This is a genomic window from Variovorax cryoconiti, assembly GCF_051216395.1.
GTDB lineage: Bacteria > Pseudomonadota > Gammaproteobacteria > Burkholderiales > Burkholderiaceae_C > Variovorax.
Map to the genome: position 1 here is coordinate 495,826 of NZ_JBPJZI010000003.1, position 19,574 is coordinate 515,399.

General features: G+C 70.2%; 15 protein-coding genes. 8 read left to right on the forward strand and 7 right to left on the reverse strand.

The genetic code is table 11. The annotated features are described in order from the left end of the window. Positions 1-76 precede the first annotated feature (76 nt). A complete protein-coding gene (locus ACSFA2_RS11390; RefSeq protein ID WP_435455430.1) occupies positions 77-1,885 on the forward strand; it encodes a serine/threonine protein kinase in 1,809 nt (602 codons plus the stop codon). Further along, entirely contained in the window at positions 1,882-3,102 is a 1,221-nt protein-coding gene (locus ACSFA2_RS11395) for an OmpA family protein (RefSeq protein WP_435455431.1), read from the forward strand. Before ACSFA2_RS11390 ends, ACSFA2_RS11395 begins: the two co-directional genes overlap by 4 nt. 22 nt (positions 3,103-3,124) lie before the next feature. On the opposite strand, the gene priA is transcribed toward ACSFA2_RS11395, so the two are convergent. After that, positions 3,125-5,203 (reverse strand): replication restart helicase PriA, encoded by a 2,079-nt coding sequence (gene priA, locus ACSFA2_RS11400; protein WP_435455432.1) that lies wholly within the window; start codon positions 5,201-5,203, stop codon positions 3,125-3,127. A 408-nt stretch (positions 5,204-5,611) separates the two neighbouring features. Next, positions 5,612-6,715, reverse strand: a complete 1,104-nt coding sequence (gene hemE, locus ACSFA2_RS11405) for a uroporphyrinogen decarboxylase (RefSeq protein WP_435455433.1) — start codon at positions 6,713-6,715, stop codon at positions 5,612-5,614. 218 nt (positions 6,716-6,933) lie between these two features. On the opposite strand from hemE, the gene ACSFA2_RS11410 reads away from it, so the two are divergent. Further along, a complete protein-coding gene (locus ACSFA2_RS11410) occupies positions 6,934-8,598 on the forward strand; it encodes an ankyrin repeat domain-containing protein (protein WP_435455434.1) in 1,665 nt (554 codons plus the stop codon). Positions 8,599-8,623: 25 nt separating this feature from the next. Here ACSFA2_RS11410 and ACSFA2_RS11415 read toward each other — a convergent pair whose 3' ends face one another. From ACSFA2_RS11415 to ACSFA2_RS11425, 3 genes are all read right to left on the reverse strand, one after another. Continuing rightward, entirely contained in the window at positions 8,624-9,316 is a 693-nt protein-coding gene (locus ACSFA2_RS11415; protein ID WP_435455435.1) for a thioredoxin family protein, read from the reverse strand. A gap of 111 nt (positions 9,317-9,427) precedes the next feature. Further along, a complete protein-coding gene (locus ACSFA2_RS11420) occupies positions 9,428-11,605 on the reverse strand; it encodes a protein-disulfide reductase DsbD family protein (RefSeq protein WP_435455436.1) in 2,178 nt (725 codons plus the stop codon). Positions 11,606-11,651: 46 nt separating this feature from the next. Continuing rightward, entirely contained in the window at positions 11,652-12,401 is a 750-nt protein-coding gene (locus ACSFA2_RS11425; protein ID WP_435455437.1) for an alanyl-tRNA editing protein, read from the reverse strand. 127 nt (positions 12,402-12,528) lie between these two features. Here ACSFA2_RS11425 and ACSFA2_RS11430 point away from each other — a divergent pair, with 127 nt between their 5' ends. After that, on the forward strand, positions 12,529-13,872 hold the full coding sequence (locus ACSFA2_RS11430; protein WP_435455438.1) for a PQQ-dependent sugar dehydrogenase: 1,344 nt from the start codon (positions 12,529-12,531) through the stop codon (positions 13,870-13,872). 18 nt (positions 13,873-13,890) lie between these two features. On the opposite strand, the gene ACSFA2_RS11435 is transcribed toward ACSFA2_RS11430, so the two are convergent. Next, on the reverse strand, positions 13,891-14,901 hold the full coding sequence (locus tag ACSFA2_RS11435; protein ID WP_435455439.1) for a zinc-binding alcohol dehydrogenase family protein: 1,011 nt from the start codon (positions 14,899-14,901) through the stop codon (positions 13,891-13,893). Positions 14,902-14,985: 84 nt separating this feature from the next. Here ACSFA2_RS11435 and ACSFA2_RS11440 point away from each other — a divergent pair, with 84 nt between their 5' ends. The 3 genes from ACSFA2_RS11440 to ACSFA2_RS11450 are packed head-to-tail and all read left to right on the forward strand — an operon-like array spanning position 14,986 to position 17,286. Next, on the forward strand, positions 14,986-15,915 hold the full coding sequence (locus tag ACSFA2_RS11440; protein ID WP_435455440.1) for a LysR family transcriptional regulator: 930 nt from the start codon (positions 14,986-14,988) through the stop codon (positions 15,913-15,915). Continuing rightward, complete coding sequence (locus tag ACSFA2_RS11445) at positions 15,912-16,430, forward strand: SET domain-containing protein (protein ID WP_435455441.1); 519 nt, start codon at positions 15,912-15,914, stop codon at positions 16,428-16,430. The genes ACSFA2_RS11440 and ACSFA2_RS11445 overlap by 4 nt, the downstream gene beginning before the upstream one ends. Before the next feature lie 10 nt (positions 16,431-16,440). Then, complete coding sequence (locus tag ACSFA2_RS11450) at positions 16,441-17,286, forward strand: creatininase family protein (protein ID WP_435455442.1); 846 nt, start codon at positions 16,441-16,443, stop codon at positions 17,284-17,286. Between the two features lie 7 nt (positions 17,287-17,293). On the opposite strand, the gene ACSFA2_RS11455 is transcribed toward ACSFA2_RS11450, so the two are convergent. Further along, positions 17,294-17,923 carry a YbhB/YbcL family Raf kinase inhibitor-like protein gene (locus ACSFA2_RS11455; protein ID WP_435455443.1) on the reverse strand — a complete coding sequence of 210 codons (630 nt, stop codon included), beginning with the start codon at positions 17,921-17,923 and terminating at the stop codon, positions 17,294-17,296. 118 nt (positions 17,924-18,041) lie between these two features. Between ACSFA2_RS11455 and ACSFA2_RS11460 the strand changes: the two genes are divergently transcribed. Further along, positions 18,042-19,574 carry an ATPase domain-containing protein gene (locus ACSFA2_RS11460; RefSeq protein WP_435455444.1) on the forward strand — a complete coding sequence of 511 codons (1,533 nt, stop codon included), beginning with the start codon at positions 18,042-18,044 and terminating at the stop codon, positions 19,572-19,574.

The window sequence follows — 19,574 nt, forward strand, 5'->3', positions numbered from 1 at the left end:
TCGCCCGCAAAACAGGGAGTCCTATGACAGCGACGCAAGTTCGCATCGACGGGTGCCGGGCGCTCGGCGCGTGCACGTGCCGGCCGCCGACGCGCGGTCCGGCGACCACCACCATCTGCACCACCCCCGCGCAGGCGTGGCCATCGGCCCGGCGGGGCGCGCCATGACGCGGCGGCAGCGCGTCGCGGTAGCGCCGGCCACCGAGCCGGTGGCCGACAGTCCACCCCCGCGAATCGATCCACCCACCGTGCTGGGCGAGATGGCCGCGCTCGATGTGGTGCCCGCGCCTGGTGGCCCCCAACTCACCAGCCTTCATCCCCTGCCCGAAGGCGCACGCCTGCTCGACTACGAAATCGTGGGCCTGGTCGGCGAAGGTGGCTTCGGCATCGTCTACCTCGCCTACGACGCGACGCTCGAACGCCACGTGGCGATCAAGGAATACCTGCCCGCCGTGCTGGCGTCGCGCGCCAGTTCGCAGGCGGTGATGGTGAAGTCGCAGCGCCATGCCGACGCCTTTCGCACCGGCCTGCGAAGCTTCGTCAACGAGGCCCGGCTGCTGGCGCGCTTCGACCACCCTTCGCTGGTCAAGGTGCTGCGCTTCTGGGAAGGCAACGGTACGGCCTACATGGTCATGCCGTTCTATGAAGGGCCGACGCTGGCGCATCACCTCCAGACGCTGGGCCGCCCCCCGACCGAAGCGGAACTGCTCGGCTGGCTGCGGCCGCTGCTGCACGCGCTGAGCACGCTGCACGCGGTGCGCTGCTACCACCGCGATATCGCGCCGGACAACATCCTGCTCACACCCGCCGGGCCGCTGCTGCTTGACTTCGGCGCTGCGCGCCGCGTGGTGGGGCAGGCGGTGGCTTCACCCACGGTGGTGGTCAAGCCCGGCTACGCCCCCATCGAACAGTACGGCGAGGCTCCGACGCTCAAGCAGGGCCCATGGACCGATCTGTATGCGCTCGCGGGCGTGGTCTACGCCGCCATCACCGGCGCACCGCCGACGCCAGCGGTCGAGCGCTGGATCGACGACCGGCATCGGCCGCTCTCCCGCAGTGCGCATGAGGGCTACAGCGCGCATTTCCTCGAAGCGATCGACGCCGCGCTCGCGCTGCGTCCCGCTGATCGGCCCGCCAGCGCAGCCGCATTCTGGAAGCGGCTGAACGGACCGAATGCCACGCACGCTTCGTGGTCGGCCGCGGTGCCGCAGACGGCGTTCGTGGCGCCGGTCGACATGGACATGGACATGGACATCGAGATCGCGCCGGACACCGCACCGACGCCTCTGGAGGCGCCGTTGCCCGAGGCCGCAGTGGCGACGTCTGCAGCGCCCGTGACCGCGCCCGTGCCAGACCCCGACACGGCTTCAGCGCCCGCGCCGTTGAGCATCGACCTGCCGGCGCCGGTCGCGGCGGCGGAAACGCCACCACCGCACAAGCCGTGGTGGCTCCTTGCTCTGGCCGCGCTGCTGCTGATCGTGCTGGGCGTCTGGGCGCTCGACACCTGGCGCGCACCGCCGCCCACGGTATTGCCGGCCTCGTTGCCTCCGCCGCGCGAGGCGCCTGCAGCGCCCGCTTCCGTCGCAGCACCCTTGCCCAAGCCCGCGCCTGCCAAGGCACCCGCTTCGGAAACCGTGTCTGCGCCGCAAGCGAAGGCTGCCGCGCCGCGCCCGACGCCTGCACCTGCACCTGCACCTGCACCTGCACCTGCACCTGCACCGATCGCTGCCCAGCGCGAGCCCGCCGCCGCCCGGCCAACGCGCGAAGCCGCCAGGCCCCCAGCCACCACCACCGCCGAACGCTGTACCGAGCTTCTTCAGCGGGCGTCGCTCGAAACGCTGCGGCCTGCAGAACTGTCTTTTCTCACCAGGGAGTGTCGACCATGACCATGACTATCAACACCGCCACCACGGCCGCCACGACTGCAAGACGCAGGTTTCAGGGCGCGCTGGCATCCGCCGCCGTGCTGCTCGCCGTCGCGCTGGCCGGCTGCACGACGCCGCAGGCCAGCCGTTCCACCACCGCGCTGCCGCTGGACCGAGCGGCCGTTGCGGCCACCGACGCGCTGATGGCGCAGACCACCGGCATGGCCGGCTTCCTGTCGAAGCGCAGCCTGGTGCTCGACCCGATGATCGACGCCGCCACCGGCCAGCAGACCGTGGCCACGCAGACGCTGCAGCGCCGCGTCGCCGACCGCCTGGCCGCTGGCCACGACACGGTGCAGATCCTGCCGTTCCGTCAGGCCAACCTGGCCAAGGCCACCTACCTGCTCACCGGCACGCTCAGCCGCCAGGCCGCCGGCGTGGCCGGCCCGCTGACGGTCCGGCTGGCGCTCACCGATGTGCGCAGCGGCAACGTGGTTGCGCAGGCCTCCGCGCTGGCGCTGGAGCAGGGCGTCGATTCCACGCCGCTCGCGTACGACCAGGACAGCCCGGTGCTGGCGAAGGACCGGGTGATCGACGGTTACGTGCGCACCACCGCCACGCCACCCGGCCAGCGAGCCGATGCGCAGTACCTCGAGCGGCTTGCCGCGGCACCCGTGATCGACGAGGCCACCACGCTGTACAACGCCGGCCGCTACCAGGAAGCGCTCACGCAGTACAACGCGGCGGGGGCTTCGCCGGCCGGTGACCAGTTGCGCGTGCTCAGCGGCATCTATCTCAGCTCCGTCAAGCTCGAGCGAACCGCCGAAGCCGAACAGGCGTTCGCCAAGATCGTCGACTACGGCATCCGCAACAAGCAACTCGGCGTCAAGTTCCTGTTCAACCCGGGCACGACGGTGTTCTGGTCCGACGCGAAGGTCAGTGGCTCGTATGCGATGTGGCTGCAGCAGATCGCCCGTCTCAGCACGCAGGCCGCCGTCTGCTTCGACGTCGTCGGCCACACCAGCCGGACCGGCAGCGAGCCGGTGAATGATGCCCTGTCGCTCCAGCGCGCCAACGCGATCCGCCAGAAGCTGGTGGCCGAATCGACAGTCCTGGCCAACCGCACGCGGGCCAGCGGCAAGGGCTTCCGCGAGAACATCATCGGCAGCGGCTCCGACGATGCCGTCGATGCGCTCGATCGACGGGTCGAGTTCAAGATCGTCGGCTGCGGCGCCTGACCGCCGCCCGACGCCGACCGCATCAGATCTGATGCGGGTCGACGTCGATCAGCCAGCGGATCACGCCCTTGCCTTCGGGCGTGCGGCGCAGGCCGTGCAACAGCGGCTGCCACTGTGCCAGCAGGCGCTGCAGCGCAGCGCGCGAACCGCTTTCCACCAGCATCTGGGCCCGCTCGACGTTGGCCACGCGCTGGATGGTGAGCGGCACCGCCGGGTAGCGCGTCACGTGGTCGGCGCCTTCCAGCGCATCGGCTGCCACGCTCGCCGCATTCAGAAAGGCCTGTGCTGCCTCCTGCGTCTTCGCATCGGCGCGCAGCAGCGCCTGGTAGGCGAAGGGCGGCATCGCCGCCGCACGGCGCTCCGTCAGTTCGCCCTGGGCGAAGGCCGGGTAGTCGTGGCGCCGCAGCGCGGCGAACAGCGGGTGGTCGCGGTGGTTCGTCTGGATCCACATCTCGGCGGTCGCGCCCTGCGCGGCCAGGTAGGCCGCATCGCGCCCGGCGCGCCCGGCCGACTGCATCAGCAGGCTGAAGAGGCGCTCCGGCGCGCGGAAGTCGCTCGAGAACAGCGCGCCGTCGGGGTTGACCGCCGCCACCAGCGTGATGCGCCGGAAGTCGTGCCCCTTGGCGATCATCTGCGTGCCGACCAGCACGTCGACATCGCCGGCGTGCACGGCCGCCAGCTGCGATTCGAGCGCGCCCTGCTTGCGCGTGCTGTCGGCGTCGATCCGGGCCACGCGCACCGGGCTGCCGTCGGGCCGATGCACCGGCGCGAGCAGTTCGGCCAGGTGCTCTTCCAGCTGCTCCGTGCCGCGGCCGACCGGCGCGATGTCCGGGTTGCCGCAGGCCGGGCAGGCGCGCGGCACGCGCTCGGCGAAGCCGCAGTGGTGGCAGCGCAGCGTGCGGTCGATCTTGTGGAAGACGCGGTAGGCGCTGCAGTGCGGGCATTCGCTCTTCCAGCCGCAGTCGCCGCAGGCCAGCACCGGCGCGTAGCCGCGGCGATTCAGGAAGACCATGCTCTGCTCGCCGCGGGCGATGCGCTGGCCGATGGCGTCGAGCAGCCCGGTCGACAGCACCGTCTTCGGCGGCTGCAGCGCCATGTCGACCAGCCGCACCGCGGGCAGGGCGCCGGCGCCGACCCGCGAGGGCATGGCCAGGCGCGCGTAGCGGCCGCCCGGGTCGTCGCCCTCGGCGGGGCGGCTCTGGTGCCAGCTCTCCAGCGAGGGCGTGGCGGAGCCGAGGATGACCTTGGCGCCTTCGTTCCGGCCACGCCACACCGCCAGGTCGCGCGCCGAGTAGCGCGCGCCCTCCTGCTGCTTGTAGCTGGGGTCGTGCTCCTCGTCGACCACGATGAGCTGCAGTGTCGGCATCGACGCGAACACCGCCATGCGCGTGCCCAGCACGATGCGCGCCTGGCCGGCATGCGCCGCCAGCCAGCTTGCCAGGCGCTGCGGGTTGGTCATGCCGCTGTGCAGCGACACCACCGCCTCGCTGCCGAAACGGGCGCGAAAGCGCGCCTCCAGCTGCGGCGTGAGGTTGATTTCGGGCACCATCACCAGCGCCTGGGCGTCCGGCGCGCGCGCCAGCAGGCGGGCGACGGCCTGCAGGTAGACCTCGGTCTTGCCGCTGCCGGTGCTGCCAAAGAGCAGGAAGGGGCCGGCCTCGGCCTCGATGCGGCGCAGCGCCTCGGCCTGCTCCGGTGTGGCGTCGGCCGCCTGTGCGGCGGTGACCGCTGCATCCTCGCTGCCAGTGCGCCGCCGCTTCAACCGTCGCGCCAGCTGCACGCCGCTCAGGTCGCGCAGCTGGGGCGGCAGCGCGGCCAGGGCGATCTCGCCCAGCGAACGCTGGTAGTAACGGGCGGCGAAGGCCACCAGCGCACGCCATGCGCTCCCCAGCGGGGGCAGGTCGTCCAGCGCGGCGGCGACCGGCTTGAGCGCCATGGCACCCTCGTCTGGCGGATCGAGCGCCATCGGGGCGGCCTGCCACACAACGCCCAGCACCTCGCGCCGACCGAGCGGCACGCGCACCAGCGCGCCGGCCGGCAGGGCCGTCGGTGCGGTGTAACTCAGCCGATCGTCCAGCGCCGCGTGTGCGGGTGTGTGCACGGCGACCTCGATCCGCCACGCATGCGAAGTGGCCGGGAAACCTTTCTCAGTTAAAGCGACTTTGAGCAAAATGCCTTAAGTTGTTGATTTGCTTGCGGTTTGCAATCCGTCCAGAGAATGTGTGGATAACTTTGTTGATATCTATGCTCCACACGCCGCCAGCCCTTGAAAATCAAGGGTCCGACTAGACTGCCCGTAAAAAAAGCAGCGCGGCGATTCGTTATGAATCAACGACTTAGCGGCGCTATCGCTTTGGGAGCGAGGGGCGCGATCCCTCGGATCATTTGGCGCACCGCAGCAAAGGTTTTGTGCATAAGTCAACCGCGCATGCCCGATTCGCTTGACAAATCTCGAAACGACACTTTCGGCTTACTCACCCTTGAATCGTGAAAAAATGCAAGCGAGCGCTCATTCTCGTAACAGCCTCGACTGGGCATGGACAGCGCTGACCAGGGCGGCCACATGGTCCGGCGGCGTGAACTGGCTGATGCCGTGCCCGAGGTTGAAGATGTGCGTGGCGCCGGGCTGGGTGCGGTCCGCGTGCGGCGTGCCGAAGCTCCGCAGCACCTTGGCCACCTCGGCCTCGATGCGCGCCGGCGGCGCGAACAGCACGTTGGGGTCGATGTTGCCCTGCAGCGCCTTGCCCTGCGCGCCTTCGCCGACCTTCGCGCGCGCGGCGCCGAGGTTGACGGTCCAGTCGAGCCCCAGCACTTCGCAGTCCAGCGCCCGCATGGCGTCGAGCCACAGGCCACCGCCCTTGGTGAAGACGATCCGCGGCACCGGCGTGCCGTCGGCGCCGTCGCGCTTGAGCTGCGCCAGCACCCTTGCCGTGTAGGTCAGGCTGAATTCCTGGAAGGCGCCATCGGCCAGCACGCCGCCCCAGCTGTCGAACAGCATCACGGCCTGGGCGCCAGCGTCGATCTGGGCGTTGAGGTAGGCGGCCACGGCATCGGCGTTCACCGTCAGCAGCCGGTGCATCAGGTCGGGGCGGCTGTACATCAGCGACTTCACCAGCCGGTAGTCGCTCGAGCCCGCGCCTTCGACCATGTAGCAGGCCAGCGTCCAGGGGCTGCCGGAAAAGCCGATCAGCGGCACGCGGCCGTCCAGCGCGCGGCGAATGGACGTGACCGCGTCGAACACGTAGCGCAGCTTGTCGAGGTCGGGCACCTCGAGCGCGGCGATCGCCGCTTCGTCGCGCACCGGCCGCGCGAAGCGCGGGCCCTCGCCCGCCTCGAAGGACAGGCCAAGGCCCATCGCGTCGGGCACGGTCAGGATGTCGGAAAACAGGATGGCCGCGTCGAGCGGAAAGCGCTCCAGCGGCTGCAGCGTGACCTCGGTCGCGTAGTCGACGTTGGTGGCCAACCCCATGAAGCTCCCTGCCCTGGCGCGCGTCGCGACGTACTCCGGCAGGTAACGCCCGGCCTGGCGCATCAGCCAGATGGGGGTGTGGTCGGTCGCCTGGCGCCAGCAGGCGCGCAGGAAGGTGTCGTTGAGCAGGGGAGCGAAGGGCATCGCTTGATTGTCGCAGCCGGCCCTGGCGCACGGCCTCTTCGGCGCATTGACCACGCGGATGTGTTGCGCCTACCATCCGGGCGCGGTGCAAGCCGCGCCCGGGCCCGCGGGAAGGGTTGAACCCACTTGCTTTCACACGCTGCCGCGCGGTGCATTTCACCAGCTCCTTTGTGCAGCCGGATTTGCGGGTCGTCGGCGCTTCATGCACGGAGGTTCCTGTGAAACGCATTCCCGCACGGCCCGATCTCGGGCACCTGAAGAAGCAAGCCAAAGAGCTGCTTGCCAGCTATCGAGGCGGCGACCCCGCTGCCTTCGCCCGATTCCGCCAATCGCTACCCCTTGCCACGGGCAAGGACAACGCGGCCATCGCCGGTCTTGGCCTGCGCCTGCACGATGCGCAATCTTGCCTGGCGCGCGAGTACGGCTTTCTTTCGTGGGCTGATCTGCAAGGCTTTGTCCTGGCCCGCATCACGCAGGCGAGCGACCCGGCCCACGCGGTGCTGCTGTGGCTGCGCGCTGCCTATGCGGGTGAGATCGCCGGTGGCAACAACCTGGCCCGGCCCGCGGTGGCCGCGCGCCTGCTCGAGGAAAGTCTCGGACTGCTGGGAAACGACCCGTACCTGGCTTGTGCCATCGGGGATGCCGACCTGCTGCGCCTGGCGATCGCACGCGACGCGGGTTGGGTCCGGCGTGTCGGCGGGCCGCTCCTGTTGCCGCCACTCCATGCGGTGGTTCATTCCAGCCTGGTGCAGTTGCCGGTCTTTCGGGATCGCCTGCGCGCCTGCGCCAGGCTGCTGCTCGATGCCGGCGCCGATCCGAACCAGGCCATCGGCAGCCGCTGGCCGCCCGCGTCGCTCGCCGCGCCGTCCGAGGAAGTCCGCCTGTCCGCGCTGTACGGCGCGGCAGGCTTGAACCGCGATGTGGGGCTCACGCGCCTGCTGCTGGAGGCCGGCGCCGACCCGAACGACGGCGAATCGATCTACCACTCGCTCGAAGAGCCCGCCTGCACGCGATTGCTGCTGAAGGCCGGCGCCCGCGTCGTCGGCACAAACGCGCTCTACCGCGCGCTCGACCTCGACCGGTTGGCGTCGCTGCAACTGCTGCTCGCCAACGGCGGCGATCCGAACGAAGCTGCGCCCGACGGACCCGCGAGCGACTGGGGACGGCCGCTGCTGTGGGCTATCCGGCGTCGGCGTTCGCCCGCGCACATCGAGGCGCTGCTGGACGCGGGCGCCGATGCATCGGCGCGAACGCCCGAAGGCATCGACGCCCACACCTTGGCGCTGCGCTTCGGCCTGACGGACGTCGCCCGGCTGCTCGCGCAACGGGTCGGCAGCGATGCGCAGATGCCACCCGACGAGCAGTTCGTCGCCGCCTGTGCGCGCGGCGACGGGCTCGCTGCCCGGCGCCTGCAGGCGGGACATCCGCAGTTGCTTTCCACGCTGTCGCCTGCGCAACTGCGTCTGCTGCCCGAATTGGCCGCCCAGCCGAACTGCGGCGCGGCCGTGCAGCTCATGGTCGAACTCGGCTGGCCGATCACCACGATTGGCGGCGACTGGGAGGCCTCGGCGCTGAACCAGGCGGTGTTCCGCGGCGACGCTGCGCTCGCGCGCTTCCTGCTCGCACACGGCGCCACATGGACCGAGCGGCACGGCTTCGGTGACGATGTAAGCGGCTCGCTGTCATGGGCGTCGCTCAACCGGCCCACCGAGGACGGCGACTGGGTCGCCTGCGCCGAAGCGCTGGTCGCGCATGGCTTTCCCGGCGCACAGCCCGATCCGAATGGCTCCGACGGCTTGATCGTCGAGGGGCGGCTCAAGTGGTTCTCCGACGAGGTGGCGGAGTTCCTGCTCGGGGCTTCAGCAGGGAGGACCGGCACTTGAGGCCGCGTTCACGCCGTGATGATCGCTAGCTCTTGTACTTGATCGAGCAGCCGTACGGCCGGGTCGCTGCCGCGCTGATCGGCTTGCCGCCGAAGGCCTCGCCCAGCGCCTGGTTCACGTAGTTGGTCGCCGCCTTGATGTCGTCCGGGCGGGACGACGGGATGCTGTCGATGCCGCCGGCGTACACCAGCGTGCCCTTCGGGTCGATGATGAAGATGTGCGGCGTGGTGCGCGCGCCGTAGGCCTGGCCGATGGTGCCGTCTTCATCCATGAGCATGGCGGTCGGTGCACCCGACTGCGTCTTCATCCAGCTGTCGAGCGCGGCCGGCTGCAGGTAGTCGCTGGCGGCGCGTTCGGTGGAGTTGATGGCCAGCCAGACCACCCCCTTGGCGGTGGCGGCCTTCTGCGTGGCCGGCATGTTGCCGCTGCCGTAGTGTTTGCGCACGAAGGGGCAGCCGGGGTTGGTCCATTCCAGCACGACGTACTTGCCGGCGAAATCGGAGAGCTTGTGCTGGGCGCCGCGGGTGTCCATGGCGACGAAATCGGGGGCCTTTTGGCCGACGGCGGGCGCGGCATGCGCCGGGGCGCCGATGAGCAGCGTGCTGCCCAGGGCGACCGCGGCCGCCATCACGGCGCGGCGGGAGGCGCGGCTGAGGGCAGCACCGGCATCGCGGGCAGCCCGGGCCGAGCGTGAGGCGGACGATGACAGAGAGGGCATGGTCTGCAGACTCCTGGGAAAAATCGAATGACGGCCGCAGCTTAGGCCGATTTCTTCACCCGCCTGTGACAAGCCGTAGTGCCGTCATGGGCATCGTCTCGGGCAGGTGTCTCAGAGCTTGGCCAGCGCCGCCTTCAGGTCGCTCTTGCTCAGGATCTCGGTCAGCACCACCGGTGCCTTCCCCGGCGCCTGCAGCACGTACACGGGGACGCCGCTGCGCCCCAGTGCATTGATCGCGGCGGTGATGGCCGGGTCCTGCCGGGTCCAGTCGGCACGCAGCAGCGCCACCTGGCGGGCGTCGAAGTCGGCCAGCAGGTCGCCATCGCTCAACGTGGCCTTCTTGTTGTACTGGCAGGTCACGCACCAGGCAGCGGTGAAGTCGACGAAGACCGGCCGGCCGGCCGCGTGCAGTTCGGCCACGCGCGCGGCCGACCAGGGTTGCCAGCGCGCGCCGCTCGCCGCCACCGCCGGCTCGACCGGCCGCACGATGTTGCCGCCGATCGCGAGCGCCAGGGCCGCGGTGCACGCCAGCAGCGCACCGGCGAGGACGATGCGGGTGCGCCCGCGCAACGTGAACGACCACACCACCGCGGCCAGGCACACCAGCAGACCGAGCAGCGCGCCGGCGCCGTCGATGCCGCTTTGCTGGCCCAGCACCCAGACCAGCCAGGCGACCGTGGCGAACATCGGGAACGCGAGCACGCGGCGCAGCGTGTCCATCCAGGCGCCGGGCTTGGGCAGCAGGTGCGCCACGGCCGGCACGAAGCCCGCCACCAGGTACGGCAGCGCCAGGCCGAAGCCCAGCGCCGCGAACAGCATCAACGCCTGGGCAGCCGGCAACCCGATCGCGAAGCCGAGCGACGCGCCCATGAAGGGCGCGGTACAGGGCGATGCGATGACCACCGCCAGCACGCCGGAAAGAAAGTCGTTCGCCACCGGGTGCTTCACCTGCGCCGCACACAGCGAGCGTGGCACCAGGAAGCCGAACTCGAACATGCCGACCAGGTTGAGCCCCATCAGCGTGAACAGCGCCGCCAGCACCGCCACCACCGCCGGCGACTGCAACTGGAAGCCCCAGCCCAGCTGCTCGCCGGCCGCGCGAAGCGTCAGCATGGCCGCACCGAGCGCGAGGAAGGTGAGCATCACGCCGGCCGTGTAGGCCAGGCCGGCGCTGCGGTGGCCGCGCCGGTCGCCCGCATGGTTGGCGAAGGCCAGCACCTTGATCGCCAGCACCGGAAACACGCAGGGCATGAGGTTCAGCAGCAGGCCGCCCAGCAAGGCGCCGAGCAGCGCCATCAGGAAGCTGCCCGCCGGCTGCGGCAGCGGCGTCGCCGTGTTGGCTTCGAGCGCCGCCTGCAGCGCCGGCGACACCTGGGCCGCAGCCGCGGTTGCCGGCCAGGTGCCGGTGACCGGCGCCTCGGCGCGCCAGGCGATCGGCGCGCCGTCGCGCCGGTCGGCCTCGGCCAGCGCGAGCACCACCGGCATCGTGCCCGGGCTGGCGCTGCGCTGGTCGGCCAGCGGGATCGTCGCCGTCCAGGCGTCGCCCTGCCACGCCTGGGTCCAGTCCTTGCCGGCGACGGCGGCGGTGTGGATCACCTCGGCGGTCTCGGGGAAGAACTCGAGCGTCTTGCCGCGCGCGGCCGGTGGCAGGCTTTCGATGCGCACGTTGAGCACCTTGTCGGCCACCGCGATGGTGCCGGGCTGCGCGAGCGGCACCGGCTGCGCCGCGAGGGCCGCGTCGAAGTCCGCCTTGTGCAGCGCGGTCGAGCCCTGCGCCGGCAGCGTCAGCGCGAACTCGCCCTCTTCGGGAATGCATTCCTTGCGGCAGACCAGCCACGAGGCCTTGAGCCGGATGTCGATGCCGCCCGCGCCCACCAGGGCAGCGGCCGGCTTGAAGTCGGGCGCCACCGTGACCGGCACCGGCAGCAGCACGGTGTGCTCGTAGCCGTAGTTGGCGAGGTTGCCGATCGGGATCTTCTTGGGCACCGGCCAGGCGACATCGCCGGCGGCCAGTCCGACGGGCAGGTTCCACCTCAGTTCGGTCGGCAGGCCCGAGTCGCCGGCGTTCTTCCAGTAGGTGTGCCACTCGGGCTGGTGTGTGATCTGCAGCCCGAGCCACACCTTGGCGCCCGGCGCCACGCCGTCCGGTGCATGCGCGACCAGTTCGGCCCGCACGTGCGGCGTGGTGACGACCGGCGAGGCCTTGGGCGACAGCTGGGCGGTGGCCGGCAGCACGGCCGCCAGGGCGAGTGCGGCGACGGAGAGTCTGGAGAAGAGGGTGCGAAGCATGCCGGGAGTCGGAGCGGGAGTCGGTGGGAAGGTTCCTGACGGCGGCTCAGGCCGCCCAGCCCAGCACCACCCTGCGGCTGTTCGCGCTCTTCTTCTCGATCTTGGTCACGACCACCGCACCGATCTCCGACGTGTTCGCCACGTGCGTGCCGCCGCAGGGCTGGAAGTCGATCTGCGCGTCAGCCTCGCCGCCGATGCGGATCGTGCGCACCGTGCCCGTGCCGCGCGGCGGCTGCACGCTCATGCTCTTGACCAGCGAGGGGTTGGCGTCGAGTTCGGCATCGGTGATGGCACCGACCGCGAGCGGATGCGCCGCGCCGACCAGCCGCGCCAGGCCGGCCGTGAGCGCGTCCTTGTCCAGCGGATCGGTCATGTGGAAATCGAGCCGCGCATAGTCCGGCGTGATCGAGCAGCCGTTGACCGGCTGCGCCACCAGGTGGCAGAGCAGGTGCGTGGCCGTGTGAAAGCGCATCAGCCGGTGGCGGCGCTCCCAGTCGATGCGGGCCGTCACGGTGTCGCCCGCCGCCAGCGTGGCGAGCAGCGCCTCCTGGCCGGGCGCCGGCACGTGGAGGATCTCGTCGGTCGGCTTGCCTTCGGCGTCCTTGGCCTTGCGCGTGTCGGCGATCGTCAGCGCGCGGCCATCGGCCAGCGCCAGCGTGCCCGCATCGCCAGCCTGACCGCCGCCGAGGGGATAGAACACCGTGCGGTCGAGCACGATGCCGGCCTCGTCGAGGCGCACGATGCGCGACGCGCATTCCTGCAGGTAGGCGTCGGCACGGAACAGGTCGTCGGTCATGCCGCCGATGGTAGCGGCGCATCGCGCTTCGAGCCGGACCACGCCCGAAAGCGCCCACAGCCGACAGTCGGTGGCAAGACTGTCGCCCAACATCCCTGCCAACGAATCGCACCCCAAGGAGACCTCAATGAACCGCTGGACCCGCCTCTGCCTGATCCCCGTGGCCGCCGCCGCCATCGTCGCCTGCGGCGAGACGGCGCGCCTGCCTTTCGAGGCCGGCGTCGGCCCGACACCGCAGCTGCCCGCGCCGAACAAGACCTTCATCCCCACGGTGAAGGTGTCCGAGGCCGTCGGCTGGACCGACACCGCCGGGCCGACCGCGCCGGCCGGTTTCAAGATCACGGCGCTGGCCCGCCAGCTCGACCATCCGCGCTGGGTCTACACCCTGCCCAACGGCGACGTGCTGGTGGCCGAGAGCAACAAGCCGCCCAAGGAGCCGGGCGCGCCGGAAGCCAAGAAGGGGCCGATCGACATGATCAAGAGCTTCGTGCAGGGCAAGGTCATGAAGCGCGCCGGCGCCGAGGTGCCCAGCGCCAACCGCATCACGTTGCTGCGCGACACCGATGGCGATGGCGTGGCCGAGACGCGCGGCGTCTTCATCCAGGGGCTGCAGTCGCCCTTCGGCATGGTGCTGGTCGGCAACGAGCTTTTCATCGCCAACGCCAACGCGCTGGTGAAGGTGCCCTACACCGAGGGCCAGACGACCGCCACCGGCGCGCCGGTGAAGGTGACCGACCTGCCCGCAGGCATCAACCACCACTGGACCAAGAACGTCATCGCCAGCGAAGACGGCCGCAAGCTCTATGTGACGGTCGGCTCCAACAGCAATGTCGGTGAGAACGGGCTGGAGGCGGAAGAAGGCCGCGCCGCGATCTGGGAGGTCGACACGAAGAGCGGTGAGAAGCGCCTGTTCGCGAGCGGTCTGCGCAACCCGAACGGCATGGGCTGGGAGCCCGACACCAAGACGCTGTGGACCGTGGTGAACGAGCGCGACGAAATCGGCAGCGACCTGGTGCCCGACTACCTCACCTCGGTGAAGGACGGCGCCTTCTACGGCTGGCCGTGGAGCTACTACGGCGGCAACGTCGACATCCGCGTGCAGCCGCAGCAGCCCGACCGCGTGGCGAAATCCATCGCGCCCGACTACGCGCTCGGCACCCACGTCGCGCCGCTGGGCCTGGCCTTCTCGAGTCCGCGCGGCATGCCGGCGGAGTACGCGACCGGCGCCTTCATCGGCGAGCACGGCTCGTGGAACCGCCAACCGCAATCGGGCTACAAGGTCGTCTTCGTGCCCTTCATCGGCGGCAAGCCGACGGGGCAGCCGAAGGACTTCCTCACCGGCTTTCTGAATGCCGAAGGCAAGGCGCAGGGCCGGCCGGTGGGCGTGGCGCTGGACAAGGCCGGCGCGCTGCTGGTGGCCGACGACGTGGGCAACGCGGTCTGGCGCGTTGCGAAGGCGCCGGGCCGCTGAGCAACGGATGCAGGGGCGTCAGAACCCCTGCAGCACCACCTTGCCCTGCACCTTGCCGCTCTCGACGAGCGCATGGGCGCGCCGCAGGTTGGCGGCGTTGATGGTGCCGAAGCGCTCGCCGGCCGTGGTGCGGATGCGGCCGGCGTCGACCAGCGCGGCGACCTCGGCCAGCAGCTTGCCCTGCTCGGCCATGTCGGGCGTCTCGAAGCGCGAGCGGGCGAACATCATTTCCCAGTGCAGCGACAGGCTTTTGGTCTTGAGCGGCATCGCGTCGAGCACCGCCATGTCGTCGATCACGCCGATCTTCCCTTGTGGCTTGAGGCTCTCGATGATCTGCGCGTAGTGCTGCTGCGTCTGCGTGAGGCTGGCGACCAGGTCGACCTCGCCGATGCCTGCGGCCTTGAGCTCGGCGGCCAGCGGCTTCGAATGGTCGATCACCGCATGGGCGCCGAGGTCGAGGCACCACTGGCGCGTCTCGGCACGTGAGGCCGTGGCGACCACGCGCAACTGCGTCAGCTGGCGCGCGAGCTGGATCAGGATCGAGCCGACGCCGCCCGCGCCGCCGGTGATCAGCAGCGTCTGGCCGGCACCGCCGCCTTGCGGCACGCCGAGCCGGTCGAACAGCAGTTCCCAGGCGGTGATGGTGGTCAGCGGCAGCGCGGCGGCCTGCGCGTCGTCGAGGCTTGTGGGCGCACGCGCGGCGATGCGTTCGTCGACCACGTGCAATTCGGCGTTGGCGCCGGGGCGGGTGATCGAGCCGGCGTAGTAGACGCGGTCGCCGACCTGAAAGCCCTTCACTTGGTCGCCGACGGCTTCGACCGTCCCGACCGCGTCCCAGCCCAGCACCTTGGCCTGGCCGGCTTCGGGCGCGGCGTTGCGGCGCACCTTGGTGTCGACCGGATTGACCGAGATCGCGGACACGCGCACCAGGAGGTCGCGCGGACCGGCCACGGGCTCTGGCAGGGTCAGGTCCTGCAGCGCGGCGGGGTCGTCGATGGGGAGCGGAGCGTAGTAACCGATGGCTTTCATGGCGAACCTTTCAATGAACGATGCGGCCACTGTATTTGCCTGCGCTTCGTTTGATAAGCTGCCGAGAAACCACATCAGTTTCAAATGAAGATTGAAAATCTGGCCGATCTGCGCGTGCTGGTGCTCACCGCCCAGGGCGGCACGCTGAGCGCCGCCGGCCGGGCGCTCGGCATCACGCCCGCCGCGGCGAGCGCGGCGCTCAAGCGGCTGGAGGCGCAGCTCGGCGCGCGACTGTTCGAACGCTCCACCCGCGCCATGCGCCTCACGCCCCAGGGCCAGACCCTGCTCGACTACGCCACCCGCGCGCTCGACCTGCTGGCCGAAGGCGAATCGCTGGTGGCGGCCGAGGGCGGGGCGCTGGTCGGCACGGTGCGCGTGGCCTCGCCGTCCGACCTCACGCGCGGCACGCTGCTGCCGTGGTTCGACGACTTCCTCGGCGCCCACCCGGGCGTGCAGCTCGCGCTGTCGGTGGGCGACCGGCCGCTCGACGTGATGCGCGACGAGGTCGACGTCGCCCTGCGCTACGGCCCGCTGGCCGACTCGCGGCTGGTGGCGCGTCAGCTCGCGATGAGCCGCCCGCGGCTGTGGGCCTCGCCTGCTTATCTGAAGCAACACGGCGCGCCGCTGAAACCGCAGGACCTGCCGCAGCACAACTGTCTGACCTTCCACCGTGGCGGCCGGCGCCAGCGCGTCTGGCGCTTCGCGAAGCAGGGCCAGTGGACGGAAGTGCGGGTCGACGGTGATCGCTACGCCGACGATGCGTCGCTCGCGCGCCAGTGGGCGCTGGCCGGCCGCGGCATCACCTTCAAGTCGGAACTTGACGTGCGGCAGGACGAAGCGGCCGGCACGCTGGTGTGCCTGCTGCCCGATTGGGACACCGAGCCTTACCCGCTGCATGCGCTGCTGCCCAGCGGACGTTTCGTGCCCGCGCGGGTGCGGGCGCTGGTCGATTTCCTGGCGGAGAAGTTCGCTGTCATGGGCGTGCGCGAAAATTGCGTGCAGAGAACCCCATGAAAAAGCGCAAGCCATCGTCCCCCACGTCTTCGTCAGCCACCCCCTGCATCCGCGTCTCGCAAAGCGGCGTCCACGGCCTTGGCGCCTTCGCGACGCGCGATCTGCCGGCCGAAGCCTTCCTCGGTCTCTACGAAGGGCGCCGCTACACGCCCGCGCAGATCGCCGCCAAGGACTGGAACGACCAGCTCACCTACCTCTTCAACCTGTCGAACGACGAGACCATCGACGGCGCCAAGGGCGGCAACGCGACGCGGCACCTCAACCATTCGTGCGACCCGAACTGCGAGGCCGTGGAAGACTATGACGAGGGCGGCGAGCTGGTGCTCAAGTTCCAGACGCTGGTGGCGATCGAGGCCGGCGACGAGCTGTTCATCGACTACGGCCTGACCGCCGACGATGGTTCGCTTGCGAGCGACTACGTCTGCCACTGCGGGGCCGCCAGCTGCCGCGGCACCATGCTGGCGCCGCCCGAGACTGTGCCCGACGATGCGCCCCTGCCCGTGGTCGGGCTCTAAGATCGCGCGCATGACCGCTCCCGTCGCCGTTCCCGTTTCGGCCACCGCGCCGCGCCGCTTCTGGTCGCAGCTGTCGACCCGCGACTTCGCGGCGCTCGACCCGGCGACCACCGTCGCCGTGCTGCCGCTGGGAGCGACCGAGCAGCACGGGCCGCACCTGTCGCTGGGCGTCGACTCGGTACTGGTCGACGGCATCGTCGCCGCGACACTGCCCCTGTTGTCGCCTGCGTTGCCCGCGCTGTTCCTGCCGAGCCAGCACATCGGGCTGAGCCCCGAGCATGCGAACTTCCCCGGCACGCTCACGCTGTCGTCGGAGACGCTGATCCGCCTGTGGCACGACATCGGCGCCGGCGTGGCGCGCGCCGGCGTGCGCAAGCTGGTGCTCTTCAATGCGCACGGCGGGCATGTGGGCGCGATGGACATCGTGGCGCGCGAGTTGCGCGCGGCGCACGGGCTCATCGTCTACGGCGTCAGTTGGTTCAACCTGCCGCTGGGCGATGCGGGCACGCAGTTCAGCGCCGACGAACACCGCTTCGGTGTGCACGCCGGCGAGATCGAGACCTCGATGATGCTGGCGCTCGCGCCGGACCAGGTGGCCATGCAGGCGGCCCGCAACTTCGGCTCGGCCTCACAGGCGCGTGCGGCCGACTACCCGATCCTCGGCAATGGCCGCAGTGCCAAGCTGGGCTGGGCCATGGAGGACTACAACGCCGACGGCGCTGCGGGCAATGCAGCCGCTGCGACCGCAGCGAAGGGCCACACAGTGGTCGACGCCGCGGCCCGGTCGCTGGCGGCGCTGCTGGCGGAAATCTCGCGCCTGCCGCTGTCGATGGTCGGCCGGCCCGCGGGCGGCTGAGCCGGGCTCAGCCGGCGATCACCGGCCCCGCCGGTGCGCCTTCCTCGATGCGGATCGAGCCATCGGGCCGCTCGCAGGTGCCGATCAGCAGGCCGCTGGCCATCGCGTGCTCGCGCAGCGCATCGATCAGTTCGTCACGGCCGGGGCTGTCGGAAAACACGGGCACCGCGCGCAGGGCGTAGACCTGGAAGGCGTAGCGGTGCACGCCGTGGCCCGGCGGCGGGTCGGGTGGCAGCCAGGCGGCCTGCAGGTAGGAGTTGCGGCCGACGTGCAGGCCGACGCCCTCATGGTCGGCGCTGGGCAGTGCGCCTTCGGCCAGCGCACCGTCCTCGGCCGGCAGGCCGACGACGATGGCATGCACCAGGGGGTGGGGTGTCGGTGAATCGGCGTCTTCCACCAGCAGCACCAGCGAAGCGGCGCCGGTCGGCAAGCCGGTCCATTGCAGGGGCGGCGACAGGCCCTCGCCGTCGGCGGTGTAGCGCGCCGGCAGCGGCGCATGGTCGGCGAAGGCAAGGCTCGTCACAGTGATCGACGCCATGCCCTCGCGAAGGCCGAGCGTGTTGAAGACGATTTCGTCGAGGCCGGCGCGCACGCCGTGCAGCGCGTGGCCGATGACATCAGGGAGTTTTTCCAGCATGCCGAAGGTATAGCGCGTCCTTGTCCGTCAGCATGTAGGACGCGGCAGGACAGCCAACACCGTCGGACCTCGGCAGAATCGAGGCTCACTTTGCGGTCGCCTGATCGCCGACCTGCACATGCCTGACGCGCCACCCACCACGACATCCCCTCTCCGGCCGAACGCTCACCAGTCTCGCGCGAGAACCGGCGTCGCCGGTCTCGACAATGTGCTCGGCGGTGGCTTGCCCAGCGGCCATCTCTACCTGGTGGAGGGCACGCCGGGCGCCGGCAAGACGACGCTGGGGCTGCAGTTCCTGCTCGAGGGGCGCGCGCTCGGCGAAAAGGGGCTCTATGTCACCTTGTCCGAGACAGCCACCGAGCTGGGCATCGTGGCGCAGTCGCATGGCTGGTCGCTCGATGGCATCGAGTTGTACGAACTGGTCACCGAAGAGGGCCTGAGCGCGTCGGCCGAGCAGTCGATCCTGTACCCCGCAGAGGTCGAGCTGGGCGAGACGACGCGCGACGTGATGGCGGCGGTCACCCGCCTGTCGCCCACGCGGGTGGTGTTCGACAGCCTGTCCGAGATGCGCCTGCTGGCGCAGGACCCGTTGCGCTACCGGCGCCAGATTCTGGCGCTCAAGCATTTTTTCGCCGCGCGCGAGTGCACCGTGCTGATGCTCGACGACATGAGTTCGCAGGGCGGCGACCTGCAGTTGCACAGCATTGCCCACGGCGTGCTGGGCCTGGACCAGGCCACCGGTGACTACGGGCCGGTCCGGCGCCATCTGCGCATCGTGAAGATGCGGGGCGTGCGCTATCGCGGCGGCGAGCACGACGTGCACCTCGACACCGGTGGCCTCCAGGTCTATCCCCGGCTGATCGCTTCCGAGCATCACCGCGAATTCCAGGCGAACAACGCGTCCACAGGAACAGAGGCCCTCGACCTGCTGCTGGGCAGCGGGCTGGCCCGCGGCAGCAACACGCTGTTCATGGGCCCTTCCGGCGTGGGCAAGACAACGACGGCCATGTCGGCCGTCGTTGCGGCGCTGCGACGTGGCGAGAAGGCGTCGTACTACCTGTTCGACGAGGGCATGGGTACGCTGCTGCACCGTTGCCGAACGTTGGGGCTTCCGCTGGAAGTTTTCATCGAGAACGGACAACTCGAACTGCTGTCGCTCGATCCGGCCGAGATGTCGCCCGGCCAGTTCTCGAACATGGTGCGGCGGGCCGTGCAGGAGCGGGGTGCCAGCGTCATCGTGATCGACAGCCTCAACGCCTATCTGCAGGCCATGCCGGGCGCCAAGTTCCTGCTGTTGCAGATGCACGAACTGCTGAGCTTCCTGAACCAGCAGGGCATCGTCTCCCTGCTGGTGCTGGGCCAGCACGGCATCATCGGCGACGTGCGCAGCGACCTCGACCTGTCCTACCTGTCGGACGCCATCGTGCTGTTCCGATTCTTCGAGGCGCGCGGCAGCCTCCTGAAGGCGGTGTCGGTGGTGAAGAGCCGCACCAACCGGCACGAGCTCAGCATCCGGGAGTTCCGCCTGGGCGATATGGGCGTGGAGGTCGGGCCGGCGCTCACCGATTTCGAAGGCGTGCTGGGCGGTGTGCCGACCTACCGGGGTGACATCGCGTTGCTGGGCGACGATTCGTCCATCGCCAGGATCTGA